Genomic DNA, 24,671 nt, shown 5'->3' on the forward strand with positions numbered 1-24,671 from the left:
GGTCCAGTTGACCCGCAGCAGACGATTTTGCTGCCCGCCGCGGTGCATGACCTCGGATGACCGTTCTACGGCATGGAAAGTTCGGAACGCTTGCGCTTCCTGCGCGAGTAGGTTATACACTGAACTAGATGGTTCAGTATGCAAGTCCTCCCCTCGATCTCTCGTTTGCGGCGCTGTCCGATGCGACCCGCCGCGGGATCATCGATCAGCTTGGGCGAGGGGATGCGTCGATCACCAGTCTCGCGGATAAGTTCCAGATGACGCTCACTGGCATGAAGAAGCACGTCCAGGTTCTCGAGCGTGCGGGGCTCGTCGTCACGCAGAAGGTCGGACGGGTGAGGACCTGCAAGCTTGGGAAACGCGGCCTCAAGGCGGAGGCCGAGTGGATCGAGGCGCATCGCAAGCTCTTCGAGGCTCGCTTCGAAGCATTGGATGAAATCATCAGCGAAATGAAACAGGAGGGAAGCGATGACTCGGCAAGTTAACAGTGCAGGTGGCGCGCAGAACCGCACGTCAGTCGAGCGCAGAGGGGATCGCGAACTCGTCGTAACGCGGACGTTCAATGCGCCGCCGAGCACGGTTTACAGGGCGTGGAGCCAGCCCGAGCTGTTCCAGCGCTGGTGGGTGCCAAAATCGGCAACCGGCGTTTCGCTCGTATCGTGCGATATGGACGTCCGTACCGGCGGCAAATATCGGCTGGAATTCGCCGCCGCCGGTTCGGACACCATGGCCTTCTATGGCAAGTATCTCGAGGTGGTGCCGAACGAGCGCATCGTCTGGACCAACGACGAGGGCGAAGAGGGCGCGATCACGACCGTGACCTTCGAGGCCCAAGGCGGGAGGACACTAGTGAATTTCCACGAAGTCTATCCGTCCAAGGAGGCGCTTGAGGAAGCACTGCAGGGCTCGGCGGCCGCATTGCCGGAGCAGTTGGATCAGCTCGACGAGTTGCTTTCCAGCATAGGCGACTAGCGCGGGTCGGGAAACTCGCCTCGAGGGGACGTCTGCTCTTGGGAAGTGACCCCACCGGCCTTTCTGGCCGGAGCGAGGCGCATTACGGTCTGGCAGTTTCAGGGGCGCATACCTGACTGGCGATTCGGGCGGCCGATTCCGGAACGTCCAGTTCCGGGAAGTGCATGTGGTGAAGCTGCCGTTGCCGCCAGTTGACCGCTGCCGACGACCATGCAGCCCGCGGAAGTCACGCGTATTCCGATCGCTAGCTAGAGCACCCCGATACAGCGGAGCAGCGATGCGCCCCTCCCGGTCAAGGAAGAAGCGTATTGCCCAAATCTGGCGCTGCTTCAGCTGCTTCTTGACGCCGACCTTCCGGCGGCGTTCCATACGGGACGGCCCAGTGCAGTTGGATCGTTTTGAATTCTCCTTCGGTCAAGGATTGGCCGCTTGGAAAACGTATGTGAGCAGTGAGAGGGGCCGTCATTCGTTGGCGAAGCGTTCCACAGCTAGAGTGTCTTCTCACCGGATCGAAGGCCATGATAAGCGGCGCCTATGGGAATCAAGAACTATCTGATCGAAGGCGGTTCCGGCACTGGGAAAACGTCTGTCGCTACCGAACTGGAGCGGCGGGGCTACCATGTCGTCCATGGTGACCGGGTCTTGGCCTATGTCGGCGACCCCGAGACGGGCCAGGCACTCGCAGGACCACCCGAAGGCGCGGACCGCGTCGTTTGGGGATACGCGCACTGGATCTGGCCTGTCGACAAGGTCCACGCTATTGCTGCCGACACTACCCATCCTGCCACCTTCTTCTGTGGTGGCTCGCGCAATTTCCACAAATTCCTGGACCTATTCGACAAGGTTTTCGTACTCGACATCGACGTAAAGACGTTGAACCGACGATTAGATGGGCGGCCGAATGAGCCGGGCTTCGAGCCGGCCGAGCGGGCGCTGGTACTCCGCTACCATCATACCCGGGAATATCTTCCCGTCGGCATCAATATCGACACGGCGGGTACCGTCCCAAGTGTCGTCGACGATATCCTCGCTCAACTCACCTGAAACCTTGAAAGTGTTGTGAATGGGATGGGAAGCACTCGATTATTGCGGGAAAGACGCTAGCCGCCTGAACAGCTCACTGGCGGCATTGTCGCTTTCGTAGCCGACCGGCAGCTCTCAGAACGACAAACCGGGTGTCTTAACGACCGTCTTGGGGGCGCAAAGCAGTCTGACCCGTTGCGACCCAATGCGGACCTTCGTCGAGGCAAGCCCAAGCGCAAGTCATGAGCCCAAAGGGACAATCGACTGGCGGGATCACCCCATGTAGCCTGCTGGCGGTCGAACCTCGAAGTCCCTGATAGACTTTTGAAATAGTCATCATACAATCCGATCTCTGCGTTCTACGAAGGCAATGTGAAATGTCCGAAGAACGGGCCCAGCGCCGTCTTGCCGCCATATTGGCTGCCGACGTGGTGGGCTACAGTCGACTTCTGGACCAGGACGAGCAAGGAACATTGGCCGCGTTAAGGGGGCGGCCCAATCTGCCTTGGCGAGTGGCCGCTCTCCACCCCAGATCGGATGTTGAGACGGCCGGAGCCCAACGTCTGCTTTCGGGGATTCGGCATAGCCGCCAACGGCTGACTAGAGGAGCGCACAGCGGTCGTTCATGAACCGTGGCTCGAAGGTCGTTTTCTGCGCGGAGGGAGCCGTTCTTCACGAGGCCCGTGCACTGGCTTGTTGCGAGGATGTTCACTTTCTGGGCTGAAAAGATCGCATAATGTATCGGCTGGAATGTGCCGTACCGGGGCGGCGTCCGGCTATGCTGCTCTATCGATTTCCGGGATCAACTCCAGTTCGCCATGAAGCGCTATTTCCTCTGTCTTAAGGTTGAAGCTGGTTTGCATGTTCATCCAAAATTCCGGCGTTGTGCGGAAATACTTGGCGAGGCGCAGAGCGGTATCCGTGGTTATCGGTGTTTGCTCCGCCGCTATACGTTCGATACGGGTGCGAGGAACATTGAGCTTTTTCGCCAGTGCACCGGCGCTCATGTTCAGAGGAAGTAGGTACTCCTCGCGGAGGATTTCGCCCGGATGGACCGGCGGAAGGATATGGGTCATCTCAAGCTCCCTGTGTGCCACGACTGGCCTTCAATGGTAGTCAACTATTTCGACGTCTTCGATACCGGCATCTGTCCATACGAAGCATATGCGCCACTGGCCATTGATCCGGATCGAATGTTGGCCTTCTCTATCGCCCTTAAGGGCTTCAAGTCGATTTCCCGGAGGGGAACGCAAGTCGTCGAGAGCAGTAGCGCTGTTCAGGATTGTCAATTTACGGACGGCCGACCTCACGATGTCTGAAGGAAAGCCTTTCGGGGCTTTGCCGCGCGAACCAATATGTATTATCGTACGATACAGATTCGCAATCGCGATCCCGTTTACGCATCCGAAGGTGGCCGACCCTCGGTTCGATTCCCCTCAAGACCTACGCTTCTAAGTCGGACCATGACCGCGGCGCTTTTGCTCGCCGCAGTCAGAAGCAAAGCCCATCAAGGATAGGCCGTTGCGCCATCAGGTTTGCGGGTGATCCTCCGCTCCCAGTGAATATAGTCTTCGGTCTGAAGCGCTTTCTCGTCAATTTCCAGACCCCAGCCGGGCCGGTCAGGGCGCAGCTCCATATGGCCGTCGACAGGCATGTAGGGATCGGCCGCCCAAGGCGCGTGAACGTGCGGCTTGAATTCCAGCACCTTGAAATTCGGCTGCACTGCACAGAAGTGGATGTTGACCGCGGTTGCGAGCGGCCCCATCGGGTTGTGCGGCGCGACCGTCACATAGTGTGCCTCGGCGATGGCTGCGATGCGTCGCATTTCGCTGATGCCACCGACGACGCAGATGTCCGGCTGGATGATATCGGCGCCGCGGGCAGACAGGAGCGACAGGAATTCGAAGCGCGAATAGAGCGATTCACCGGTTGCCAGCGGAACGGTGACCTTCGACTTCAACTCCGCCCAGGCCGGGATGTGTTCCGGCCGGATCGGCTCCTCGTAGAACAACGGATCGTTCGGCGCGATGGCGGCGGCGAGCTGGACGGCTTGGTAAGGTTCGAAGATCTTCGCATGCGCGTCGAAGGCATAGTCGAAATGCGATGGCGTGATCTCGCGGATCTTGCCGAACCAGTCGCCCGTCTCCTTGACAAGTTCGCCCCAGCGGCCGGTATGAAGATCACGCCGATAAGGGCTAAGCTTGAAGGCGGTGTAGCCGTATTTCTCGTTGAGTTCGAGCGATTGGTCGCGCGCGGCTTCCGGATCCGGTGCGGTATAGACGCCGCAATAGACCTTGACCCGATCACGCACATTTCCGCCGAGCAGCATATAGACGGGCAGACCGGCAGCTTTACCGGCGATGTCCCAGAGCGCGTGATCGATTGCCGAGATGGCCGCAAGGCCTAGCGCGCCCGGCGGAAAGCGGCATTGCTGGTTGAGTTTGAGCACGAGGAATTCGACACGGCGCGGGTCTTCGCCCTCGATCTGATGAAAGAGGTAGTCGAAGAGTGGCGGCAGCGCCCAGTCGGGGCCGTGATTGTAGCATTCACCCCAACCGGAAATGCCTTCACTGGTTTCGATTTTCAGAAGCAGGCGCGGCCGGTCGTCCACGCGCTGCATGTAGGTCTTGAAGCCTGTGATATGCATGGGAATCTTCCTTAAGCTGCGCGGCTCTTTTCGGCGACGTTGTCGACGATCGCACGCAGATCGGCGCGTTCGGCTTCGGTCAGGCTTTCAACCCCGGGCACGCGCACTGGGCCTACATCGGTTCCAAGCATGCCGAGCGCTTCCTTGACGACAGTGACATTGGCGCCATTCAGGTATTTGGTGCGCAGTGCCTCGAACCCCGCGATGTCATCGATAAGCGCGCGGGCCGCGGCGTAATCACCCTTTTCCAGAGCCTGATGGATGGCGTGGGAGCGTTCCGGGAAGACATTGACGAGACCGGAAGTGAAACCGTGAGCGCCCATGGCGTAGAAGGCGGGTGCCCAGCCCTCGGCAAGACCACAAACCCAGATCGCCGGCGCATCCCTGGTTGCGCGGATCACCTCGGCGAGCAGCATCAGGTTGCCGGAGGCAAACTTGATGCCGGCGATATTGGGATGCAGCGCGAGCTTGCGGAAGTCGGCCACGGAGAAGGTGTCGCTGCGCACATAGGCGATAACAGGGACGGTGCTGGCTTCCGCAAGCTCCAGGAAATACCTTGCCTGGAAGCTGGGGCCAGCAAAGGGATCCATCGGGTGATGACCCATGATCGCATCGGCGCCTTCGGCTATGGCATCGCGGGCGAGCGCCTTGGCTTCCGTCAGCGAGCGGCCGACGGCTGCGCTGACCAGCGCCTTGCCGGCGGCGGCCTTGATCGTCGCGGCATGGACGGCGCGCACTTCGTCCATGGTCAAGGTAAAGAACTCGCCGGTATTGCCGGCGGCCATCAGATTGTGAACCCGCGCATTGGCGAGGCGGGTGATCAGAGCCGAGAGTTTTGCTGTATCGACGCTGCCATCCGCTTTGTAAGGGGTCACAGGCACGCCCGATATGCCCGTCAGGGCCTTGCGGATCTTTTCCATTGCCTCGGTCACGTCAGATATCCTCTTTCTTCTTGAACACGATGTTGAGGTAAGTTTTGCCGGAACGGACGACGTGGTCGCGCATCACGCGTTCGGCCTTGTCGCTGTCGTTGGATATGATCGCGGCGGCGATCGCGGCATGCTCGGCCAGCGCCTTGCCGCGCTCGAGTGGATCGGAATGGATGACGCGGCGGATGCTGCCGTCGTAAAACTGCTGCCGCTCAATCATGCGCGAGAGATATTGGCACCGCGAAGCGATGTGAATCTGCTCGTGAAACGTCTCGTTCAGCGAAATCAGATCGTCGGCCACGCCATCTTCCGTCGCCTTGCGCATCAGAGCGACGATGTCTTCCAGCTTGCCGGCCTCGGCCTTTTCGATGCGCTTGGCGGCCAGGTGCGCGATCATCGATTCCAATGCGGCGCGCGCCAAAATCATCTCCTCGGCCCAGCCCGCATTGAAACGGATAAGCACTCCGCGGCGTGGCAAAGTCTCCACCAGCCCCTCCGTCTCAAGCTGCCGCAAGGCTTCCTTGATGGGCGTGGTGCTGACGCCAAGCTGCTCGGCGAGCTGACGTTCGTTTACCCGCTCGTCCGGCGCAAAGCGACCAGAAAGGATCGCCGTTCGCAGCGCCTTGTGCACATGGTCGCGCAGGGTCGTCAAAAACCGCGGGTCGATTTTTTCGATGCGGTCTGCGTTGAGCTCTGTCGATGCCTCTTTTTGCATGTCCCGAAAATTCCCCCGTTGACGGCAAAATCGTTTTGTGAGATCTGATATACCAGATTTCAGATCGATGTCGATATGAAAATTCGCGCTTGGGGCGAGGTCCGGCGCACCAGGGAGGAGAATAGAACTATGAAAAGATGTAGTTTTCTAATTGCGTCGGCTATGGCGGCAGCGACCCTTGCCATGCCAATTGCTGCGCAGGCGGCAACGCCTAAGGACCAGCTGGTGATCGCCACCAACATGTCGTCGATGCGCGGTTTGGATCCCAATGAACTGAACCAGTTGGAATCGGCCGAAATCGTCGCCAACCTCTATGAGAGGCTGATCGTCCTTTCCGCCGAAGACATCACCAAGCCGCAGCCGGGCATCGCCGAAAGCTGGACGGTGTCGGATGACGGCAAGACCTTCACGTTCAAGATTCGTTCCGGCGTCACGTTCCATTCCGGCAATAAGCTGACTGCCAAGGATGTCGAGTGGTCGCTGCGCCGTCTGGTGAAGCTCGGCCTCGCGCCCTCAGTCGACCTTCGCCAGTGGGGCATCACCGACAAGAATGCCGACGACCTGATCAAGGCGACGGACGATGCGACCGTCGTGCTGCAGACGCCCGAGGTCTGGAACCCGAACCTGATTTTATTCTCGATCGCTAGCTTCTCGACCTCGATCCTGGACAGCAAGCTTCTCGCCGAAAATGAGAAGAGCGGGGATATGGGCCGCGAATACCTTCAGACCAATGATGCCGGATCCGGCCCCTATTCACTCAAAACCTGGCGTGTCAACGACCTGCTGATTTCAGACGCCTTCAAGGATTACTGGCAAGGCGCGCCTAAGATGCGCCGCGTCATCCTTCGCCATATGCCGGAGTCTTCGGGCCAGCGTCTCCAGCTGGAAGCCGGCGACGTCGATGTTGCGACGCGCCTTTCCTCAACCGACCTGGCCGCAATCGAAGCCGGTGGCAAGGCGGACATCCAGAAGACGCCGGGCTTTGGCTTCTACTATCTGGCGCTCAACCAGAGGGACGAGATTCTCTCCAATCCCAAGGTTCGCGAGGCCTTCCGCTATCTCATCGACTACGACGGTCTCGCCAATACCGTGATGAAATATTACGGTATCAAGCAGCAGACGATTATCCCCGGTGGCCTGCCGGGCGCCAGCACCGACAACCCCTACAAGCTCGATATCGACAAAGCCAAACAGCTGCTGACGGAAGCCGGCTATCCGAACGGCTTCTCCAAGGTCTATTACGCAACGCCCGTCACGCCGGAATATGAAGTGGCACAGTCGCTGCAGGCTAATGCAGTCAAGGCCGGCATCAAACTTGATCTGCAGGGCGGCGACCATATCGGCAAGTTCCGCAACCGCGAATTCGAGATCTTTTCGGCGCGCACCGGCGAACGTTTGCCCGATCCGCATGCCGTTCTGGCATCCTATGCCACGAACCCGAACAATGCCGACGATGCCAAGCTTTCAGGCCTTATTGCCTGGCGCTCCGCCTGGAACGTTCCGAAGGACATCCAGGACATGGTCGCGGCGGCCGCGCATGAAACCGACCAGCAGAAGCGCGCCGATCTCTACGCCAAGATCAACAAGGCCTATCTGGACGCTTCGCCGGCTCTCATCACCTCCTTCCAGCGTACGGATGCGAAGGCGGTGCGTAAGGAAGTCAAGGGCTATGTCGGTCATTCGACCTGGCTCACCCGTTGGGACACCGTCTCGAAGGGCGAATAAGCCCTTCCTGTCGAGGAGAATGACGTGAGTATCTCACAGACATCCGGAAACGCGCCGGCAAGCGGCATTGCAGCGCTGCTTGGCGCACTGCGCAAGGTGACGGCATCCTTTGCCGTCATCCTGACGACGCTGCTCGGCCTGCTCGTGATCACCTTCGTCGTCGGCCGCATGGTGCCGGCGGATCCTGTTATCGCCGTCATCGGCGATCAGGCCGATCACGAGACCTATGAGCGCGTCTACAAAGAGATGGGGCTCGATCAGCCGCTCTATGTGCAGTTCGCCACCTATCTCGGCAATGTTGCGCATCTGGATTTCGGTCAGTCGCATGTGACGAAGAATCCCGTCGCCAGCGATCTCGCCCGCGTCTTTCCGGCGACGCTGGAGCTCGCCACGCTGGCGACGATCATCGGCGGCGGCCTCGGTATTCCTCTCGGCATCATATCCGCTGTTCGAAAGGGCAAATGGGTCGATCATCTCGCCCGCATCGTTGGCCTGCTCGGCCATTCGACGCCGATCTTCTGGCTGGGCACGATCGTCATTCTCGTCTTCTACGCCAAGTTTGGCCTCATTCCCGGCAGCGGTCGTCTCGATGTCTATAACGAGGGATTGGTCGAAGGGCCGACGAACTCCATCCTCGTCGACGCGGTCCTCGCCGGCGAGTGGGGGGTCTTCTGGGACGCGCTGCTGCATGTCGCAGCTCCGGCACTGATCCTCGGCTATGCCGCGATGGCCTATCTCAGCCGCATGAGCCGCAGCTTCATGCTCGAGCAGCTGCGCCAGGAATATGTACTGACCGCCAAGGCCAAGGGCCTCGGGCAGCGGGCGATCGTCTGGCGCCACGCCTTTCGCAACATCCGCGTGCAGCTCCTGACAATCGTGGCGCTGGCCTATTGTGGCCTCCTCGACGGCACTGTGTTGATCGAGACGGTTTTCGCATGGCCGGGCCTTGGCCAATACCTCACCTCGGCGCTGTTCTTCGCCGATATGAACGCGGTGCTCGGCAGCGTGCTCCTCATTGGCATTATCTCAATTGCTATCAACCTTCTGTCGGACCTGACCTATCGGTTCCTCGATCCGCGTACCCGGTGACATTATGGCGACACGTTATTTCAACGATCTGCATAATTGGCTGATCAACGAGGAATTCTCCTCGACGCGTCAGGCGCATCTCCACAAGGCCTATGTCCTGTGGCTGAACCTGCTCTCCAATCCATTGGCCTTTGCGGGCTTCCTCGTCGTGCTGGCGCTGGTTCTGATCGCGATCTTCGCGCCGTTGCTCGCCAACCACCACGATCCGATCCTGCAGGATCTCACCATGGCGCTAAAACCGCCGTCGTCGGTCAATTGGTTCGGCACTGACGAATTCGGCCGTGACGTCTATTCACGCCTCGTCTACGGCGCCCGCACGACGCTTTACATCAGCGTCCTGGTCACGGTCATCGTTGCGCCGATCGGCTTTGCCATCGGTGCGAGCGCTGGTTATCTCGGCGGCTGGGTCGATGTTGTGCTGATGCGCATTACCGATATTTTCCTGTCGTTTCCGAGTCTGGTGCTGGCGCTTGCCTTTTCCGCTGCCCTCGGTCCGGGGATCGAAAATGCGGTCATTGCCATTGCGCTTACCGTCTGGCCGCCGATCGCGCGCCTGGCCCGCGCCGAAACGCTGACTTTCCGCGCTGCCGATTTCGTTGTCGCCGCCGAGCTGCAGGGGGCGGGGATGGGACGCATTCTCTTTCGCCATATCGTGCCGCTTTGCGCGCCGTCGATCATCATCCGCCTGACGCTCAACATGTCGAGCGTCATCCTGACGGCTGCCGGCCTCGGCTTCCTCGGACTCGGCGCGCAGCCACCGATGCCCGAATGGGGCGCCATGGCCGCCTCCGGCCGGCAATATCTCCTCGATGCCTGGTGGCTGACGACGGTTCCCGGCATCGCCATTCTTCTGGTCAGTCTCGCCTTCAACCTGCTCGGCGACGGACTGCGCGACATCATGGATCCCCGCAATGCCTGAACAGTCAAAACCGATCCTTTCGGTCAAGAACATGTCGGTGCAGTTTCCTACGCTGTCCGGCGTGGTCAACGCCGTCAAGAATGTCAGCTTCGATGTCGGCCGCGAAAAAGTGGGCATCATTGGCGAATCCGGCTCCGGCAAAAGCACGACGGGACGCGCGATCATGCGGCTGCAGCCGGACACCGCTCGCGTCGTTGCCGATGAGATGCGCTTCGAAGATGTCGATCTCCTGGCTGCCAGCGAGGCCGATATGCGCGTGATCCGTGGCAGCCGGATTTCGATGATCCTGCAGGATCCGAAATATTCGCTAAACCCGGTTATGACCGTCGGCGAGCAGATCGCCGAGACCGTCAACCTGCATGAGCGGCTTGGAAAGAAGGCGGCGCGAGAGCGCACGCTCGCCATGCTGGAGAGAGTGAATATTCGCGATCCGCAGCGCGTCTTCAATCTGTACCCGCACGAAGTTTCCGGCGGCATGGGCCAGCGCATCATGATCTCCATGATGCTGATTTCTTCACCGTCGCTGATCATCGCCGACGAGCCGACTTCGGCACTCGATGTGACCGTGCGCCAGCAGGTGCTGTCAATCCTCGATGGCTTGATCACCGAGCGCAACATCGGCCTGATCTTCATCTCCCACGATCTCAACCTCGTGAAGAGCTTCTGCGACCGTGTCATCATCATGTATGCGGGTCGGATCGTGGAAACGCTCGAAGCCGCAAAGCTTGGGGACGCCACGCATCCCTATACCCGTGGCCTTCTGGAGGCGTTGCCCAGTCTCGATCATCCGCGAGAGCGTCTCGAAGTACTGAAACGTCAGGCAAGCTGGGCGGAGGCGTGACATGTCCATTATATCGGTAAACGATCTCGCCGTCTCTTTCGGCAGTGGCAATGACTTTAAGCAGGTCGTCAAGTGCGTCGCCTTCGAGGTCGGGCCTGGCGAGACCTTCGGGCTAGTTGGCGAAAGCGGTTGTGGCAAGTCGACGGTGCTCGGCGCGCTTGCCGGCCGCATCAAGGGATGGAGCGGTTCCGTTTCGATCGACGGGGAGGTGGTTGGCCCGAAGCGGTCCCGCGCGCAGCTCGCCAAGCAGCAGATGGTGTTTCAGGACCCGTTCGGCTCCCTGCATCCACGTCATACTATCGGGCGCACGCTGCTGGAGCCTCTTGAAATCCATGGCCTCGATAACCGGCAGGAGCGTGTCGAGCAGGTTCTGCGCGACGTCGGTCTGCCGCCCGGCTTCAGACATCGTTTTCCGCACCAGCTATCCGGGGGACAGCGACAGCGCGTCGCCATCGCGCGAGCACTGATCCTGAAACCGCGCATCTTGCTGCTGGACGAGCCGACCTCGGCGCTCGACGTCTCGATCCAGGCCGAAATCCTGAACCTGCTGAAGGATCTCCGCGAACGCGAGAAGCTGACCTATATCCTCGTCAGCCACGATATGGCTGTCATCGCGCATCTTTGTAATCGCGTCGCGGTGATGCAGGACGGCATTTTCGTGGAGATTGCGACGCAGGATCAACTGCTGTCGAACAATGTCCGCCACTCGTATACGCAGATGCTGCTCGACGGGAGCCGCGGATATATTGCTCCGATCCGCACGCGCAATGTCGAGCCGCATGTCGCCGCGAGCGGAACCTAGATCTTCACGTACGTCTCCCATGCGGATTTGAAGCTGAGGTTTCTCTGCGAGCGCGGGCGTCAAGTCGCAGGGCCGGCCGGTAGGAGTTTCTTCCGGTTGAAGTCAGTCTCTTTGGACTAAAACTTGCTATTTTCATTGCGTTTCGCTCTTCAGCGAACAGAGTGCGGGTTCGATTCCTTTCAAGGCGAGCATCATCACCTTACGGCATCTGAGAGCCCGTCACGGCGACGTAAAGTGAATAGAGCGAGCGGGTTGCCGCGATGAACAGCCGGTTGCGTTTGGACCCGCCGAAGGTGAGGTTCGCGACGGTTTGCGGTACGCGGATCTTGCCGATCAGTTTGCCCGTCGGGTCGAAGCAATGCACGCCATCGCCGGCGCTCGACCAGAGGTTCCCGTTCACGTCTGTGCGGATGCCGTCCGGAATGCCGGTGTCGATGAGGCAGAAGATGCGGCAGTTTGCGAGCCGCCTGCCATCGACCACGTCGAAAGCGCGGATGTGACGCGGCAGGGTTTCGTCATGGCTTGCTGCTGAATCCGCCACATAGAGGATTGTCTCGTCGGGCGAGAAGGCGAGGCCGTTCGGCTGGTTGAAATCCGTGACGACCGCCGTAAGCTCGCCGGTCGTCGGATCGAGCCGGTAGACATTGCGGGTCAGCTGCTCCGGCTCCGCGCGATAGCCTTCGTAGTCCGACATGATGCCGTAGGTGGGATCTGTGAACCAGATCGTACCATCGGACTTTACCACCACGTCGTTCGGCGAATTGAGCCGCGCGCCCTCGAACCGGTCGGCGAGCACGGTGATCGAGCCGTCGATCTCGGTGCGCGTGAGGCGGCGCGTACCATGCTCGCAGGAGATGAGCCGTCCCTGCCTGTCGCGCGTATGGCCGTTGGTGAAGTTGGACGGTTGCCGATAGACCGAGACGCCGCCCTCGGGCGTCCATCGCAGCATCCGCTGGTTGGGAATGTCGCTCCACAGGAGTTGGTTCGCGTCGTTGAACCAGACCGGACCCTCGGCCCATCGGCAGCCGGAATAGAGTTCGTCGAGGCCGGCGCTCGTCACGATCATCTGCCGGAAGCGCGGGTCGTGGATTTCGTAGATGCTGGCCTCGGCCATGGCGGTCTTTCCGTTTATCGCATGCCGGCCCGGCGACCGCCGGCGAGCATGATGACGCTGATGATGATAAGGCCGGTCATGATGAGACGGATGCCCGCACCGAGCCCGTAGGTGTTGAGCATGGATACGACCAGGAACATGAAGAGCGATGCGCCCCAGATGCCCGGCACGTTGGAATCGCCGCCGGCGACCGCCGTGCCGCCGATCACGACGACGGCAATCGACATCAGGAGATATTCCGAGCCCATGTTGAGCGCCGCACCGCCAGAGAAGCAGGCAAGCAGATAGCCTGCGACCGACGCGAGCACGGCGCAAAAGAGGTAGGTGACGAAGCGCGTGCCGTCGACCGGTATGCCCGCCATACGCGCGGCCGGCATGCTCTGGCCGATCGCCGAGATCCAGCGCCCGTAGATCGTCTTTTCGAGCAAGAACCAGGCAAGGATCGAAATGAGGAGCGCGACGATCGCCACGTTCGGCGCGCCAAGCGTGTTCGACGTCGTGAACTCGGCAAGCATGCTCGGAGGCTTGATGCGCAATCCCCTGTTCGTCCAGATCGCGGCAGACTGTACGATAAAGCTCATGGAAAGCGTTGCGATGATCGGCGGAATGCGCAGCGCCTTGATGAGCGCATAGTTGCAGACGCCGACGACAAGGCCGATGACGATGACGACAAGAAGGCCGGGCAGGATCATGCCGTTTTCGACATTCATCAGCTTCAGCGCCACCGTGCCGGCAAGCGTCATGGTGGCGGGAACCGAGAGATCGATGTTGCCGGGACCGAGCGTGATGACGAACATCTGGCCGATGCCGACGACGACCGAGAAGGCCGCGAAGGTGAGAGCGGCCTGCGACAGGCCGAGCGTGCTGGCGCCGAGCGTCACCATGATCGTCAGGAACCAGACGACAAAGGCGGCAAGCCATGACCAGATCCAGGGTTTGCCGAAAAGGCGCAGGAGTGGGGTCATCGGCGTTTCTCCCGCTTCTCGAGGCGGTTCAGCATCAGGCGGAGCGCGAGCACGATGATCAAGATGGCGCCCTGAGCCCCGATCTGCCAGTCCGGCGATATGCGTAGGAAGGACAGGAAAGAGCCGGCGAGCGTCAGCGTCAGCGCGCCGATGACGGCACCAATAGGTGAGACGCGGCCGCCGATGAACTCGCCGCCGCCGAGGATCACGCCGGCAATCGACAGCAGCGTGTAGCGCAGCGCGATATTGGCGTCGGCTGAGGTGGTCAGGCCGACGAGGGCGATGCCAGCCAGCACCGCGAAGAAGCCGGCAAGGCCATAGGCGGCAGCGCGCGCTCCGACAATCGACCAGCCGGCGCGCTCGACCGAGCGCTGGTTACCGCCGATGCCCCGGATCAGCACGCCGAGCGAGGACCGCATGACGACGAGATGGGCGCCGGCGGCGATGACGATGCTGGCGACGATCGCCATCGGCGCCAACGGCGGCTTGACGGTCATCAGCCAGCGCACCCAGTCCGGCGCCTGTCCGCCGGGTGCCGGCAGCAGCAATACGGCAAGGCCGCCCCATACGAAACTCATGCCGAGGGTCACGACAATGGACGGCAGGTTGCGCAGATGGATGACAACACCGAGCGCCGCATAGGTCGCGATCGCGCCGGCAAGGATCAGGATGCCGGTCACGGGGGCATCCCGCAGAAAGGTCGCGGTCACGCAGGCGATGAAGCTGACGAAGGTCCCCATCGAGAGATCGAGATCGTTCACCGCCATCACGAGCATCTGGGCGATCGTCGCAAGCGCGATGGGCACAGCCAGGTTAAACAGCAGGTTGAGCCCGACATAGCTCATGGCGCGCGGCTGCAGCCAGAAGACGGCGGCGAGCAGCAGCGTCAGCGACAGGGCGGGAATGGCAAGACGCATGGCGTCGGACGAGAGCCGGAACGTCATGCGGCGACCCCCTCGAAGGAGGCGGCGATGATGTTTTTCTCATTGACGGCGTCGCCGACGAGTTCGGCAGTGATCCTGCCTTCGCGGAACACGTAGACGCGGTCGCAGAGGCGGACCTCGTCCATTTCCGTCGAGTACCAGATGAAGGTGCGGCCGCGCGCCGCTTCCTCGCGGATGATCGCGTAGACTTCCTGCTTGGTCCCGACGTCGACGCCGCGCATCGGATCGTCCATCAGGACGAGCGGTGCGCGCGTTGCAAGAGCGCGTGCGAAGAGCACCTTCTGCTGGTTGCCGCCGGAAAGCGACAGGATGCGGTTGTCCATATCGGGCGTGCGAATCTCGATCCGCCGCTTCCAGTCGGCGGCTCTTGTCTCCTCTTCGCTCACGAGAATGACGCCGCGCCGGGACAGGTCGCCGAGCGAGGCGATGGAGAAGTTGCGCAGGATGCTCCACAGTTCGAAGATGCCGTTGAGACGGCGGTCGCCGGCGACGAAGGTGACCTGCGGATCGCGCTCAGGCAGCCAGTTGCCGGACTGGCCGGCATGCAGGGCGAGCAGCAGCTCGGTCTGCCCGTGGCCCGCCAGACCCGTCAGTCCAACGATCTCACCCTTGCGCGCCGCGAACGAAAGGCCTGCGGCCTGATGGGACAGGATAAGCGCAGCGGTGGACTGTTCGCGCGCCGAAGGCTGCCCGGTCTCCTCTTTCGCAACGGTGCCCATGGCTTCCACGAGGCCGTGATGATCGAAGCCGGGCGCGGGACGTTCGGCGACGACGCGGCCGTCCTTCATGACGACGATGCGGTCGGAGGTTTCGAGGATTTCGTGCAGGATATGCGATATGAAGATGACGGACCCGCCCGCAGCGATGAAGCGGCGGACATGGTCGAGCATCTGGCGGGCAAGGCTGGCATCAAGCGACGAGGTCGGCTCGTCGAGGATCACCAGCCGCGGTGCAATGCCGGCATCGGAAAAGGCCATGGCGATCTCGACCATCTGCCGCTCGGCGATGGAAAGATCTCCCACGGCCCGACTGCTGTCGATGCCGTGGTTGGGAAACACGGTATCGAGGCTCGTCTCGATGATTTTTGCGGCGCGCCTGCGCCAGCCGAAACCGCCGAGATGGCGATGCATGATGCGCGTGTTCTCGACGATGGAGAGGTTGGCGCAGAGCGAAAGCTCCTGGAAGACGCAGCGCACGCCGCGGGCTCGCGCCGCGTTGATGCCGTAGCGCTCCAGCCGCTCGCCGTCGCTCACGATGCTTCCTTCATGCGGTGTGAGGCCGCCGTTGATCACGCTGACGATCGTGGACTTGCCAGCTCCGTTGTGTCCAACGAGCCCGACGCATTCGCCCGGCATGACGCGGAGCGTAACGCCGTCGAGTGCCCTGACCGCGCCGAAGCTCACCTTGGCGCCATCGACTGCGATCACCGCCTTCAAAACGTCATTCATGCTGCCCGCCACATCTGCTTGCAAAGAATGCCGCGCAGCCATTTGCGGCCACGCGGCAGTCGCCGGGAGATTTACTTTGCCGACTCGATGACCTTGATTGCGTCTGCCTGCGTGTATTCCACGTTGGCGACGCCGCCGGCCTGGGTATTGGCGAGGTTCGTTTCGAGGTTGTCCTGGTCGATGCGCAGGAAGGGCACGACGAGGTCCTTCTTGACCTGCTTGCCGTCAAGGATCTGCTGGGCGACCCAGAAGGCGAGCGTGGAGACACCAGGCGCGATGGACACGGACATGGTCTCATAGCCCTTGGCGTCCTTCTGCTCCTTCCACCACTTCAACTCATCTTCGCGGTTGCCCATGACAATGATCGGCATCTTCCGGTCTGTCGCGGCAATCGCCTGTGCGGCACCATAACCGTCGCCGCCCTGTGTCACCACGCCGACGATGTCGGGCAGGCTCGGCAGGATGCCGGCAACCGCCTTTTGCGCCACGTCTTGCGCCCAGTCTCCGTGAACGGAGCCGACAACCTTGAACTGCGGGAACTGCTTGGCGCCCTCGTGGATGCCCGCCGAGATCTCGTCGTCGACGAAGACACCAGCAAGGCCGCGGATCTCGAGCAAGTTGCCGCCGTCCGGGAGTTTTTTCGATAAGTATTCCACCTGGCTGCGGCCCATTTCCTTGAAGTCGACGGCGATGCGCCAGGCGCAGGGTTCGGTCACGATGCCATCGAAGGAAACGACGATGATGCCAGCGTCGCAGGCTTCCTTGACCGCGCCGTTTAGCGCCGTCGGCGAGGCGGCGTTCAGCACGATCGCGTCATAGCCCTGCAGGATCATGTTCTGGATCTGCGCGGCCTGTTCCGTCGCCTGGTTCTCGGCAGTGGTGAAAGGATCTGCGCTGGCAACGACACCGCTCTTGACGGCTTCACCCGTCACCTTGCCCCAGCTCGTCAGCATGGCCTGGCGCCACGAGTTGCCGGCATAGTTGTTGGAAAGGGCGATCTTCTTGGCCGACGTATCGGCAAAGGCAGAAACGGGCATCGCGGCGCAAGCGATAGCGGCCGATGCCAGAAGCATCTTACGGATTGTCATGTCTTCCTCCCTCATGATCGCGCTGGTCGGCGGATCGCTTCACTCCTGCCCGGCCCAATCGGGTTCGAGTGAAAATTGTTCTTGCACTGAGCATCCTCCTCTCAGTAAGGGCAGGATGCGGGAGATCGATCGGCCTGTACAGGGGCAGGGCGGCAAGTCGTTTGCGGGTTTTGCGTAACAAGCTGCGGGTTTACGCAAGACGGCGGCGCTTCCGCTGGCGCTTACTGCGAAGCGATCGCGGCGGGTTGAGGAGCCTGCCGTCTCGGGGAGGAACTGACGATGCTGCATCTCGCACCCGCAGCCATGTTCGACCACTATCTCGGCATTTCCCGGCTGCTCGCGGGTCAGCTGGACTTCCGCTCGGCCATCCGTTCGGTCGCGGCCGAGGTCGCCCACATCATCCCGCACGACCATCTCGACGTCTGCGTGCTCCTTGAGGATGGTAACTACCACACGGCCTACGAGACGGGCATCGAGACTGCCTGGGGCGAGATTGCCGGCGCGCCGGTGGTCAATAGCCCCATCCGCTCGCTGCTCCGGGGCGAGGTGGACTTTCTCCTGGCGGACGACGCCATGACGGACCCGCGGTTCCACTTCGAGGGCGCGTTCAAGCGGCCGATCGTCGAACAGTCGCTGAGGAGCCGCTTGCATGTACCGATGAAGGTGCAGGGGACGATCATCGCGGCGCTCTCCTGTTCGTCGCAAAGGGCAGGCGTCTATACAATGGAGGATATCGAACGCGCCCGCATCATCGCCGATCTGCTGACGCCCTATTTCTTCGCGCTGCAGGCGGCTGAGCAGGCCCAACGGTCGGCCATCGTGGAGGCGGAGGCCCGCGCCCGCGAGGAGGGGTTGCGGCAAGGCGCGCTGAAGCTTACCGAAGCACTGGAGCAGGAACGCCAGCGGATCGGCATGGACCTGCACGACCAGACGCTCGCCGACCTGACACGGCTCGCCCGCCGGATCGATCGGCTGTCGCGCAACGGCGAGGTGGCGCCCGAGGCGCTGGAGCCCGTGTCCCGTTCTCTCCAGCATTGCATGCAGGATCTGCGGCAGATCATCGAGCAGGCAAAACCCTCCGTGCTCCAGCTCTTCGGCCTTTCCCAAGCGATCGAGCATCATCTGGACCGATCGACCCGCGACACGGGATCGGGCATCGAATGGGGCCTCGTCGACGAGACGAATGGCGCGCTGGAGCGACTGGAACCGACCGTTAGCATTGCCTTATTCCGGATCGCGCAGGAGGCGATCAACAATGCGGTGCGTCATGCCGCCCCCCTGGCGATCATGGTGCGGCTCGGGGCCGACGACGAACGGCTGTCGATCGAAGTCTCCGATGACGGGACCGGGCTCGCCAAGACGCGGGGACGCATCGGCGGCGGCATCGACAACATGAAGACCCGTGCGCGGCTGATCTCGGCGCGCTTCACGACCGGGTCAGGCCACAACAATCGCGGGACCGTGGTGCGGGTCGTGCTGCCGCTCGTGCCGCGCGACCCGGCAAGCGAGGCGAACTGAGGAGAAGGGCATGATGAAGGTTCTCATCGTCGAGGACGACCCGCTGCACCGGTCCTATCTGCATGAGGCGGTCAACGCGGCTCTGCCAGAATGCGACACGGTGATCGAGGCGGAGAACGGAACGGTCGGCGAGAAGCTTGCCCGCGACCACAAGTCGGCGCATATCGTCATGGACCTGCAGATGGCCAGCCGCAACGGCATCGAGGCGGCGCGCACGATCTGGAAGGAGCGGCCGGAGACCCGCATCCTGTTCTGGTCGAATTACTCGGACGAGGCCTATGTGCGCGGCGTCTCCCGCATCGTGCCGGACGGCGCCGCCTATGGCTACGTGCTCAAATCCGCGTCCGACGAGCGGCTGAAGCTTGCGCTACGCTCGATCTTCATCGAGAGCCAGTGCGTCATCGACCGGGAGGTGCGGGGCCTGCAGCAAAAGAGCCTCGGCCAGACGAACGGCTTTACCGATTCCGAATACGAGATCCTCGTTGATATCGCGCTGGGCCTCACGGACCGGGCCATCGCCAAACGTCGGGGCCTCTCGCTGCGCAGCGTGCAAAACCGCTTGCAGCAACTCTACGACAAGCTCGACGTCTACCAGAGCGCCGGCGACGACCATGAGGATGGCCGCTTCAATCTCCGCGCCCGCGCCGTCACGGTCGCTTTCCTGCGCAAACTCCTGAACTACAGCGCTCTGGAGCGGGCTGAGGCAGAGCTGCAGGAGTGGCTTGATGGAAAGTAGTCTCCGAAGCTGCTTTCACGCGCAACTTGGGGTCGTGGCGCCGTTGCATAGAATGACTGCTCGGATCGGGCCCGGCAGCACGCCCGGGAGGCAGGCTGCTCTCGCATGCACGTAAAATGGTACTGACCACTACTACGTGAGCCTTTTCGTACGCTGGCAGATCCGACTGCCGCTTAGCAGATCTGCTAAGCGGCAGTCGGGGGAGCCGAAGGATTGCGGCAGTCTTCGCGCTCGCTTCCCGCGACGCGCGTCGGTCCTTGATACTAATTTACCGCAACCCGCCGAGCGAGTGCCATGACGTAGTCATCGGCGATATCAGCCAAAGTCAGGGCGACCTCCGGTTCATTCCACCCCGCCGCGAGGGTCCTTTGCACGAAATCGCGAAACGCCGACGCGAGGACCTCCTCGCGATCAAGAGCTCGGCAGGGATCATTCGCGGCTTGCATTATCAGACGGATAGCTTTCATTGATGCGCCCCTCACGGTTTGCCTTGTTGCACCACAAGTGCATTCGTCATGCACTCTGCCTCTTGCCATGCGCTATTATGCTTCTTTTCTAATGCCTTACGCGCTGCGTGTCGTTAGCTTCCGATCCCAAAACTTGCAGCGGCGTCCATTTCTGCGGCTGGCGGAAGTGGCAGTGGTCGATCATCCCCTTCGCTCAGGAACGATTGGAATGACAACGGTTCGAAAGACTGATGATCTGTTTGCCGAATTGACAGTCGTTTCCCGTGATGGAGCCTGTCGTGCAACTCATGTCGCAAGAACGCATCGCCAGGCGGGTTCGGTTTTCGCTCCGATAAAGATCTAAGGCGGGTAGCCAGCTGAAGCTGTAGGCGCCTTGATCGCGCTTGGCGTCAGGGCCTCGGGAACAGAGAGGCAAGCCAGCGGCGCGAGTTCTTAAATTCCTGACCCGTCGAGCTGCAGGGTGTCGTCGCTTTCCCAGGGTGCGGGCATCGAGGTGCGATTGAGATTGGCCGAGGGCATCGGCATCCAGCACTTCAATTCCGGCTCGGCGTATCCGATGATGCGGCCGGGCGATGAATCAGAGGCGCGCCAGCCTTCTGGACCGAACTGATCGCCATTCGACCAATACGCGAGGTCAACGGCCGCCGGCCCCTGTTCGGACGGGTGGATCGTGACGAGGATCCGACTACCGTCTTTCGGCGCGCTTGCCATGTGGCGCCAGCGGTCTGGCTCGTCCATCATTTTTCCTCCTGCTTTGCTGCAGGTTGCAAGTGTCGCCTCGCCATCGAAAACGGTCAACTCAAACTTTGCGCAACCCATCCTGTGTCGATTGACTGTCCGATCAAGAGATCGGGTGGAGTTTCTTGAACATCGGCAAAACGACGCTACAGTCCACGACGCATAGCGCTGCCGAGGAGAGAAGAGCGCTAGCTACCAACAGACAATCTTCGCTGTAGGCTGGTGCTCGTTCAGTCGGCGACCTGCTCCTTGAAATGGTTCCCAAGCGCTTCAGCGATATCCGCTGCTTCCTTCCCGGCGCGGCTCATGGCCCGGCGCTTGCGACCAAACGCAGTGTCCAACCGGCTCGTGGTGGGGAAACCCCAACCGCTGCTGCTCTCCTGTCTGCTTCCTGAGATGCCAGCGCCTTTGCCGTTCCTTGGTTCGCGGCCCATACCGTAACCCGCATTTTCCCCACCATGAAGGTAAAGCGGCGAACCTTCTTCCTACGACCGGCCGCAAACCCGGCCTTGAAGCCTCGCTGCAGGTCGCCCTTGTCATGGCTTCCCTTGAATTCCTTGGACTGCGCTGCCCACCAATCGTTGAAAGCTGTCTCTGCATCCGTGGTCCGCTTTGGAAGACGCATCAGCATAAGTAGGACCTCCATGTTGCGCGACGGCGCTCTCCACCGGACACAGGTCCAGCTGCGAGCCATCAATTCGAGATGTTCCTATTTTGTTCTATTTTGCGAAGCAGTCAAGCTCTCGGTCAGCTAATTGCACTGGACAAAACGGATCGCTCGGCAATTTACTAATTTATAAGATTGCCAAGCGAGATTGGGGGCGTGGCTGGCGAGGTCCCCGTTTATATCAGCCCGATAGATGTCGAATTTGAAGGCAACACCGGCCGCTATCGACACGTTGATACAGTCGGAGATCTCGCCGCCATGCTCCTGAGCCAGCAATGGAGTTGGTCGAATGCGCCGTCGTTCCATCGTGCAATTGTGACCTCGATGGAAGCTCTTGAATTTGACGTGGAGGCAGCCGATGCCCGGGCAGCCTTTGTCATAGTTGCCCATGAGTTCGCGTCTCGCCGGATGATATTGCCGAGTTGCGAGGAGCGATCAAAAAAAGAGCCCCACCAGGGCGGGGCCCAAATTGATGAGCAGTGCCCTAGAGCGGGCAACGCGCGGACAATACGCCTCACGATCGAGGCTCTCAAGCAAAACAACTCTCGTTTACATTTCGTGACGATAATACATGGCCACACCTTCGCGCTCCAAACCGTTGCCAAGCGAAGATGCGCCCATTCGTTTGCGCCCGTGCAGACCTTGTGATCCAGGGCAACCGAAGCTTCCGCATCGACCCGATGCCATCACGTATCGAGCCGCGCCTTGCGCTCAATCAGCCTCGACCTCCACTTGGTCAGGATTGGATCCACGAGGTCAAATGGGATGGCTACCGGATTGCGGTTCACCTTGACAATCGAAGCGCTCGAATCCTGACGCGTGGTCACCACGATAGGACGCATTGCTTTCCGGTGATCGAAGAAGCGGTCAAGACCTTGGGAGTCTTGACAGCAATCATCGACGCCGAGACCGTCGTGCTCGTGCCGCAGAATTCGCTCAGTGGACGAGGGAGTAAGCCGCCCTCCGGCCAGGCAATGATGATGGCGTTTGACCTGATTTACTGACGCCAACGACATCCGCAACCTGGAACTGACCGCACGCCGCTACCTTTTTGCAGTCGCTGCTTTGCAGCGATCAGGGTGCCATTCGGTTGTCCGAAGCCATCGACGGCGATGGCCGGGAGATTTTTGCCGCTGTGTCCACCATCGCCCGTCGCGCGGGGAGGGATCGGCTGTCTGCTTTTGGCCGCTCGCAAAGGAGCTGATTGGGCTTATGTCGGCACCGGCTTTAACAAAACCAGCGCCGCGTCGCTGCCGAGGATGTTGGATCGAATCGTCAGGAAGCGTCCGCCCGCAGCCCGCTTAAACGAGGCATGCCAAAGCTATCCCTCTTGCGTCCAGGCTCGATAGTCGATTTCAGCGATCCAGGGTGGGCGATCAATGCCAAGCAATTGTGCGATCCAGTTGGACGAAAGATTGTGCGTCGCGAAATCCCCAATGCGGCTTCAACTGCGCCTCTTCGAGCTTTGGCGTCGATCTTGCTTGTTTTAGCTGTTCAGTCGGTATGGTAGGATATTGGCTGAGGGACCTGGCTATGCCAATTGACCGATTCACGACCGCGACAATTTCCCAACTCGGCCTTTCCATCATCTTCTCTCTCGCGATGATCTTGTTCTGGACGCTCGTGCCGTCGTCGAACACGTTTGCCCGCGAGGGGACTTGTAGCTCAAGTTTCACCTCAAAGCATAACGATGTGGACAGTGGTGGTCCTATGCTGAGGGATTTAGGCATTCCAGACTCATCGAATGCTGTCGCGAACGCCATTAATAGCATCGCCGCCGCTCTCAATGAGCTGCAAGCCGATGTTCTGACTGGGCCAATGCTGGAAAAAGCTATTGTGGGGAGCCGCGCCAACGCGATCAGCGGATCAATGCCGATCCCTCCCTATATTCGACAGCAGCTGACCGGCTACGCGACTGAAGACTCGATGAACCGTGTCCGGTACAAGATCGGCAACGGCGGCGCTCTAAACCTTGCTCTCCTGCTAGAGGGAGGCTTTGCAGACGCGGTCACGCTGATCGACGTAGTTGTGTTTCGCGAAGCCAAGGCGGCCGCTAACGTCTCCGCTTGGGCGCATGAACTCACACATGTCGACCAGTTCCGAGACTGGGGGGTACATGGTTTTGCAGTTCGATATGCACGGAATTGGCGAGCCGTCGAAAATCCCGCGTATGCCAAAGGCGATAGCTTTTGCAATTGGCTAAAATCCCGCAAGGCCAATGCAATTCTCGGAAATATTCGCCGAGCGCAGCGCCTCACCATCCCGACCGAATGTACCTCAGGCTCCAGAGATGACTGAGGAAAATTGCGGATCTCCCAGGTCGCGTTAAGGACTGCCCTGGGGCATCGTTAGCATCGAATTGTCTTCGGAATCTACCGCGGTCCGCGACCTCATTCACCGTCCAACGGGTCGCAAGCTCTCCGGTCATAGCCGCGGCCTGGTCCGCCAGGTGCTCGGAGGTCAACGAAACGATGTCTTTCGACACAGGGAAAGCGCTTTGGAGCCCTATCTCGAACGGCACGACGCGCAATGGGCTTTCATGGTTCGCGCCGGTCGCGAGTGAATGGGCCACATGGCGGAAGCGGGCCGACAAGGCGGATGCGGAATTGTTGACCCGCATTCCCTCCGCCCGAACGTTTGCCCGCCTTTGATAACCAGCAGAGGAACCTCGTGTAGTGTCGTTTTCGCTTTTAGTTGGGAAGATTGGCCGGTAGGTACAGAGAAACGCCCGCCTTTTCGGCCGCTGCCCGCAGGCGCTTGTCTCTGGTCCATAGTGCCGCTCGCTGGTCAAGGAGGACGGATGCCAGCAAGTGAGCATCCGTGTAGCCAATACCCATGCTGAAAATGCCGTGGCGATCGATCATGGTCATGACTTCGTCGTGCGTGGCGACGACCGCTCCGCGCTGCGCCGCCAGAAAAGCCATCACGCTGCCGCGATCCCGCAGACTGCCGAGCGCCAGCTCACCGATCACGGCCGGGTGGCAAAGTAGGCAGTCGTCTTCAATAACCCTGCGTAGCTCGGCATCGGCACGGCGAAAATGATCAATCCAGATCGACGTGTCGGCTAGTATCACTTGGCCGCTGCGCTCCGGCGGCGCGGGGCTGCCTCGGCATCGGGCATGGTTCCTCCGAGCGCGATGAGACGCTTTCCGGATTCCACACGGACAAGCGTTTCCAATGCTTGTCGCACGAGCGCCGCGGTTTCCTTGGTACCGGTTAAGGACCTGGCCTTTTCCATAAGGGTGTCGTCGAGGTTAATGGTCGATCGCATGATCTGTTTCCTTACTAAGGCACGAAAAATAGCACCATTTGGTGAATAAATCT

At 60.7% G+C, this 24,671-nt stretch carries 28 protein-coding genes; 13 read left to right on the forward strand and 15 right to left on the reverse strand.

All coding sequences use genetic code 11. The features are described 5' to 3' along the window. The first annotated feature begins 128 nt into the window (after nucleotides 1-128). The 3 genes from K9B32_RS12345 to K9B32_RS12355 all read left to right on the forward strand — a co-directional run bounded on the left by K9B32_RS12345 (nucleotide 129) and on the right by K9B32_RS12355 (nucleotide 2,016). The gene (locus K9B32_RS12345) at nucleotides 129-485 is read left to right on the forward strand and encodes an ArsR/SmtB family transcription factor (protein WP_224562367.1); all 357 of its coding nucleotides are present in this window, start codon (nucleotides 129-131) and stop codon (nucleotides 483-485) included. After that, on the forward strand, nucleotides 469-972 hold the full coding sequence (locus K9B32_RS12350) for an SRPBCC family protein (protein WP_224562369.1): 504 nt from the start codon (nucleotides 469-471) through the stop codon (nucleotides 970-972). Before K9B32_RS12345 ends, K9B32_RS12350 begins: the two co-directional genes overlap by 17 nt. Nucleotides 973-1,506: 534 nt before the next feature. Beyond that, nucleotides 1,507-2,016 carry an AAA family ATPase gene (locus K9B32_RS12355; RefSeq protein WP_224562371.1) on the forward strand — a complete coding sequence of 170 codons (510 nt, stop codon included), beginning with the start codon at nucleotides 1,507-1,509 and terminating at the stop codon, nucleotides 2,014-2,016. Between the two features lie 755 nt (nucleotides 2,017-2,771). Here the strand turns inward: K9B32_RS12355 and K9B32_RS12360 are convergent. The 5 genes from K9B32_RS12360 to K9B32_RS12380 form a co-directional block, all read right to left on the reverse strand. After that, nucleotides 2,772-3,071, reverse strand: a complete 300-nt coding sequence (locus K9B32_RS12360; RefSeq protein WP_058328813.1) for a HigA family addiction module antitoxin — start codon at nucleotides 3,069-3,071, stop codon at nucleotides 2,772-2,774. A gap of 30 nt (nucleotides 3,072-3,101) precedes the next feature. Continuing rightward, nucleotides 3,102-3,380, reverse strand: a complete 279-nt coding sequence (locus K9B32_RS12365; protein ID WP_224562823.1) for a type II toxin-antitoxin system RelE/ParE family toxin — start codon at nucleotides 3,378-3,380, stop codon at nucleotides 3,102-3,104. 122 nt (nucleotides 3,381-3,502) lie between these two features. Continuing rightward, nucleotides 3,503-4,642 (reverse strand): mandelate racemase/muconate lactonizing enzyme family protein, encoded by a 1,140-nt coding sequence (locus K9B32_RS12370; RefSeq protein ID WP_224562373.1) that lies wholly within the window; start codon nucleotides 4,640-4,642, stop codon nucleotides 3,503-3,505. Nucleotides 4,643-4,653: 11 nt separating this feature from the next. Beyond that, nucleotides 4,654-5,562, reverse strand: coding sequence for a dihydrodipicolinate synthase family protein (locus K9B32_RS12375; RefSeq protein ID WP_224562826.1), 909 nt, complete (start codon nucleotides 5,560-5,562; stop codon nucleotides 4,654-4,656). A 13-nt stretch (nucleotides 5,563-5,575) separates the two neighbouring features. Further along, the gene (locus K9B32_RS12380) at nucleotides 5,576-6,286 is read right to left on the reverse strand and encodes a GntR family transcriptional regulator (protein WP_224562376.1); all 711 of its coding nucleotides are present in this window, start codon (nucleotides 6,284-6,286) and stop codon (nucleotides 5,576-5,578) included. Nucleotides 6,287-6,415: 129 nt separating this feature from the next. Here K9B32_RS12380 and K9B32_RS12385 point away from each other — a divergent pair, with 129 nt between their 5' ends. Genes K9B32_RS12385 through K9B32_RS12405 form a run of 5 tightly spaced genes read left to right on the forward strand, consistent with a single transcriptional unit; the run spans nucleotide 6,416 to nucleotide 11,662 of the window. Next, nucleotides 6,416-8,011 (forward strand): ABC transporter substrate-binding protein, encoded by a 1,596-nt coding sequence (locus K9B32_RS12385; protein WP_224562378.1) that lies wholly within the window; start codon nucleotides 6,416-6,418, stop codon nucleotides 8,009-8,011. Between the two features lie 24 nt (nucleotides 8,012-8,035). Next, nucleotides 8,036-9,100, forward strand: a complete 1,065-nt coding sequence (locus tag K9B32_RS12390) for an ABC transporter permease (protein ID WP_224562380.1) — start codon at nucleotides 8,036-8,038, stop codon at nucleotides 9,098-9,100. Between the two features lie 4 nt (nucleotides 9,101-9,104). Then, entirely contained in the window at nucleotides 9,105-10,019 is a 915-nt protein-coding gene (locus tag K9B32_RS12395) for an ABC transporter permease (RefSeq protein WP_224562382.1), read from the forward strand. Continuing rightward, on the forward strand, nucleotides 10,012-10,860 hold the full coding sequence (locus tag K9B32_RS12400; RefSeq protein WP_224562383.1) for an ABC transporter ATP-binding protein: 849 nt from the start codon (nucleotides 10,012-10,014) through the stop codon (nucleotides 10,858-10,860). The genes K9B32_RS12395 and K9B32_RS12400 overlap by 8 nt, the downstream gene beginning before the upstream one ends. Before the next feature lies 1 nt (nucleotide 10,861). After that, entirely contained in the window at nucleotides 10,862-11,662 is an 801-nt protein-coding gene (locus K9B32_RS12405) for an ABC transporter ATP-binding protein (RefSeq protein ID WP_224562385.1), read from the forward strand. Nucleotides 11,663-11,861: 199 nt separating this feature from the next. Here the strand turns inward: K9B32_RS12405 and K9B32_RS12410 are convergent, their stop codons facing one another. The 5 genes from K9B32_RS12410 to K9B32_RS12430 all read right to left on the reverse strand — a co-directional run bounded on the left by K9B32_RS12410 (nucleotide 11,862) and on the right by K9B32_RS12430 (nucleotide 17,221). Next, nucleotides 11,862-12,776 carry an SMP-30/gluconolactonase/LRE family protein gene (locus tag K9B32_RS12410; RefSeq protein ID WP_224562387.1) on the reverse strand — a complete coding sequence of 305 codons (915 nt, stop codon included), beginning with the start codon at nucleotides 12,774-12,776 and terminating at the stop codon, nucleotides 11,862-11,864. 14 nt (nucleotides 12,777-12,790) lie between these two features. Continuing rightward, nucleotides 12,791-13,741 (reverse strand): ABC transporter permease, encoded by a 951-nt coding sequence (locus K9B32_RS12415; protein ID WP_224562389.1) that lies wholly within the window; start codon nucleotides 13,739-13,741, stop codon nucleotides 12,791-12,793. Then, on the reverse strand, nucleotides 13,738-14,685 hold the full coding sequence (locus K9B32_RS12420; RefSeq protein ID WP_224562391.1) for an ABC transporter permease: 948 nt from the start codon (nucleotides 14,683-14,685) through the stop codon (nucleotides 13,738-13,740). The genes K9B32_RS12415 and K9B32_RS12420 overlap by 4 nt, the downstream gene beginning before the upstream one ends. After that, nucleotides 14,682-16,133, reverse strand: a complete 1,452-nt coding sequence (locus K9B32_RS12425; protein ID WP_224562394.1) for a sugar ABC transporter ATP-binding protein — start codon at nucleotides 16,131-16,133, stop codon at nucleotides 14,682-14,684. Before K9B32_RS12425 ends, K9B32_RS12420 begins: the two co-directional genes overlap by 4 nt. A gap of 71 nt (nucleotides 16,134-16,204) precedes the next feature. Beyond that, nucleotides 16,205-17,221, reverse strand: coding sequence for an ABC transporter substrate-binding protein (locus K9B32_RS12430; RefSeq protein WP_224562396.1), 1,017 nt, complete (start codon nucleotides 17,219-17,221; stop codon nucleotides 16,205-16,207). A 279-nt stretch (nucleotides 17,222-17,500) separates the two neighbouring features. On the opposite strand from K9B32_RS12430, the gene K9B32_RS12435 reads away from it, so the two are divergent. After that, nucleotides 17,501-18,739, forward strand: coding sequence for a sensor histidine kinase (locus K9B32_RS12435; RefSeq protein ID WP_224562398.1), 1,239 nt, complete (start codon nucleotides 17,501-17,503; stop codon nucleotides 18,737-18,739). Between the two features lie 13 nt (nucleotides 18,740-18,752). Beyond that, nucleotides 18,753-19,475 (forward strand): response regulator transcription factor, encoded by a 723-nt coding sequence (locus K9B32_RS12440; RefSeq protein WP_003594707.1) that lies wholly within the window; start codon nucleotides 18,753-18,755, stop codon nucleotides 19,473-19,475. A 263-nt stretch (nucleotides 19,476-19,738) separates the two neighbouring features. Here the strand turns inward: K9B32_RS12440 and K9B32_RS12445 are convergent, their stop codons facing one another. The 3 genes from K9B32_RS12445 to K9B32_RS12455 form a co-directional block, all read right to left on the reverse strand. Next, complete coding sequence (locus tag K9B32_RS12445; protein ID WP_224562400.1) at nucleotides 19,739-19,942, reverse strand: hypothetical protein; 204 nt, start codon at nucleotides 19,940-19,942, stop codon at nucleotides 19,739-19,741. A 432-nt stretch (nucleotides 19,943-20,374) separates the two neighbouring features. Next, nucleotides 20,375-20,680: a hypothetical protein gene (locus K9B32_RS12450; protein ID WP_224562829.1), complete on the reverse strand. Its 306-nt coding sequence runs from the start codon at nucleotides 20,678-20,680 to the stop codon at nucleotides 20,375-20,377. Between the two features lie 304 nt (nucleotides 20,681-20,984). Further along, nucleotides 20,985-21,311: a hypothetical protein gene (locus K9B32_RS12455; protein WP_224562402.1), complete on the reverse strand. Its 327-nt coding sequence runs from the start codon at nucleotides 21,309-21,311 to the stop codon at nucleotides 20,985-20,987. A 192-nt stretch (nucleotides 21,312-21,503) separates the two neighbouring features. On the opposite strand from K9B32_RS12455, the gene K9B32_RS12460 reads away from it, so the two are divergent. The 3 genes from K9B32_RS12460 (at nucleotide 21,504) to K9B32_RS12475 (ending at nucleotide 23,645) form a co-directional block, all read left to right on the forward strand. Further along, the gene (locus K9B32_RS12460) at nucleotides 21,504-21,995 is read left to right on the forward strand and encodes a DUF982 domain-containing protein (protein ID WP_224562404.1); all 492 of its coding nucleotides are present in this window, start codon (nucleotides 21,504-21,506) and stop codon (nucleotides 21,993-21,995) included. 32 nt (nucleotides 21,996-22,027) lie between these two features. Further along, on the forward strand, nucleotides 22,028-22,351 hold the full coding sequence (locus tag K9B32_RS29100; RefSeq protein ID WP_224562406.1) for a hypothetical protein: 324 nt from the start codon (nucleotides 22,028-22,030) through the stop codon (nucleotides 22,349-22,351). Between the two features lie 529 nt (nucleotides 22,352-22,880). Beyond that, the gene (locus K9B32_RS12475) at nucleotides 22,881-23,645 is read left to right on the forward strand and encodes a DUF4157 domain-containing protein (RefSeq protein WP_224562408.1); all 765 of its coding nucleotides are present in this window, start codon (nucleotides 22,881-22,883) and stop codon (nucleotides 23,643-23,645) included. Nucleotides 23,646-24,037: 392 nt separating this feature from the next. On the opposite strand, the gene K9B32_RS12480 is transcribed toward K9B32_RS12475, so the two are convergent. Continuing rightward, nucleotides 24,038-24,421 (reverse strand): type II toxin-antitoxin system VapC family toxin, encoded by a 384-nt coding sequence (locus K9B32_RS12480; protein ID WP_224562410.1) that lies wholly within the window; start codon nucleotides 24,419-24,421, stop codon nucleotides 24,038-24,040. Further along, entirely contained in the window at nucleotides 24,418-24,618 is a 201-nt protein-coding gene (locus K9B32_RS12485) for a type II toxin-antitoxin system VapB family antitoxin (protein WP_116680580.1), read from the reverse strand. Before K9B32_RS12485 ends, K9B32_RS12480 begins: the two co-directional genes overlap by 4 nt. Nucleotides 24,619-24,671 lie beyond the last annotated feature (53 nt).

The organism is Rhizobium sp. 3T7, assembly GCF_020166565.1.
Lineage (GTDB): Bacteria > Pseudomonadota > Alphaproteobacteria > Rhizobiales > Rhizobiaceae > Rhizobium.

Bases quoted from the DNA above. Each gene is read 5' to 3' on its own strand.
- K9B32_RS12345 (WP_224562367.1), top strand. From the start codon at position 129: ATGGTTCAGTATGCAAGTCCTCCCCTCGATCTCTCGTTTGCGGCGCTG.
- K9B32_RS12350 (WP_224562369.1), top strand. From the start codon at position 469: ATGACTCGGCAAGTTAACAGTGCAGGTGGCGCGCAGAACCGCACGTCA.
- K9B32_RS12355 (WP_224562371.1), top strand. From the start codon at position 1,507: ATGGGAATCAAGAACTATCTGATCGAAGGCGGTTCCGGCACTGGGAAA.
- K9B32_RS12360 (WP_058328813.1), bottom strand. From the start codon at position 3,071: ATGACCCATATCCTTCCGCCGGTCCATCCGGGCGAAATCCTCCGCGAG.
- K9B32_RS12370 (WP_224562373.1), bottom strand. From the start codon at position 4,642: ATGCATATCACAGGCTTCAAGACCTACATGCAGCGCGTGGACGACCGG.
- K9B32_RS12375 (WP_224562826.1), bottom strand. From the start codon at position 5,562: ATGGAAAAGATCCGCAAGGCCCTGACGGGCATATCGGGCGTGCCTGTG.
- K9B32_RS12380 (WP_224562376.1), bottom strand. From the start codon at position 6,286: ATGCAAAAAGAGGCATCGACAGAGCTCAACGCAGACCGCATCGAAAAA.
- K9B32_RS12385 (WP_224562378.1), top strand. From the start codon at position 6,416: ATGAAAAGATGTAGTTTTCTAATTGCGTCGGCTATGGCGGCAGCGACC.
- K9B32_RS12395 (WP_224562382.1), top strand. From the start codon at position 9,105: ATGGCGACACGTTATTTCAACGATCTGCATAATTGGCTGATCAACGAG.
- K9B32_RS12400 (WP_224562383.1), top strand. From the start codon at position 10,012: ATGCCTGAACAGTCAAAACCGATCCTTTCGGTCAAGAACATGTCGGTG.
- K9B32_RS12405 (WP_224562385.1), top strand. From the start codon at position 10,862: ATGTCCATTATATCGGTAAACGATCTCGCCGTCTCTTTCGGCAGTGGC.
- K9B32_RS12410 (WP_224562387.1), bottom strand. From the start codon at position 12,776: ATGGCCGAGGCCAGCATCTACGAAATCCACGACCCGCGCTTCCGGCAG.
- K9B32_RS12415 (WP_224562389.1), bottom strand. From the start codon at position 13,741: ATGACCCCACTCCTGCGCCTTTTCGGCAAACCCTGGATCTGGTCATGG.
- K9B32_RS12420 (WP_224562391.1), bottom strand. From the start codon at position 14,685: ATGACGTTCCGGCTCTCGTCCGACGCCATGCGTCTTGCCATTCCCGCC.
- K9B32_RS12425 (WP_224562394.1), bottom strand. From the start codon at position 16,133: ATGAATGACGTTTTGAAGGCGGTGATCGCAGTCGATGGCGCCAAGGTG.
- K9B32_RS12430 (WP_224562396.1), bottom strand. From the start codon at position 17,221: ATGACAATCCGTAAGATGCTTCTGGCATCGGCCGCTATCGCTTGCGCC.
- K9B32_RS12435 (WP_224562398.1), top strand. From the start codon at position 17,501: ATGCTGCATCTCGCACCCGCAGCCATGTTCGACCACTATCTCGGCATT.
- K9B32_RS12440 (WP_003594707.1), top strand. From the start codon at position 18,753: ATGAAGGTTCTCATCGTCGAGGACGACCCGCTGCACCGGTCCTATCTG.
- K9B32_RS12445 (WP_224562400.1), bottom strand. From the start codon at position 19,942: ATGAAAGCTATCCGTCTGATAATGCAAGCCGCGAATGATCCCTGCCGA.
- K9B32_RS12450 (WP_224562829.1), bottom strand. From the start codon at position 20,680: ATGGACGAGCCAGACCGCTGGCGCCACATGGCAAGCGCGCCGAAAGAC.
- K9B32_RS12455 (WP_224562402.1), bottom strand. From the start codon at position 21,311: ATGCTGATGCGTCTTCCAAAGCGGACCACGGATGCAGAGACAGCTTTC.
- K9B32_RS29100 (WP_224562406.1), top strand. From the start codon at position 22,028: ATGCCATCACGTATCGAGCCGCGCCTTGCGCTCAATCAGCCTCGACCT.
- K9B32_RS12475 (WP_224562408.1), top strand. From the start codon at position 22,881: ATGCCAATTGACCGATTCACGACCGCGACAATTTCCCAACTCGGCCTT.
- K9B32_RS12485 (WP_116680580.1), bottom strand. From the start codon at position 24,618: ATGCGATCGACCATTAACCTCGACGACACCCTTATGGAAAAGGCCAGG.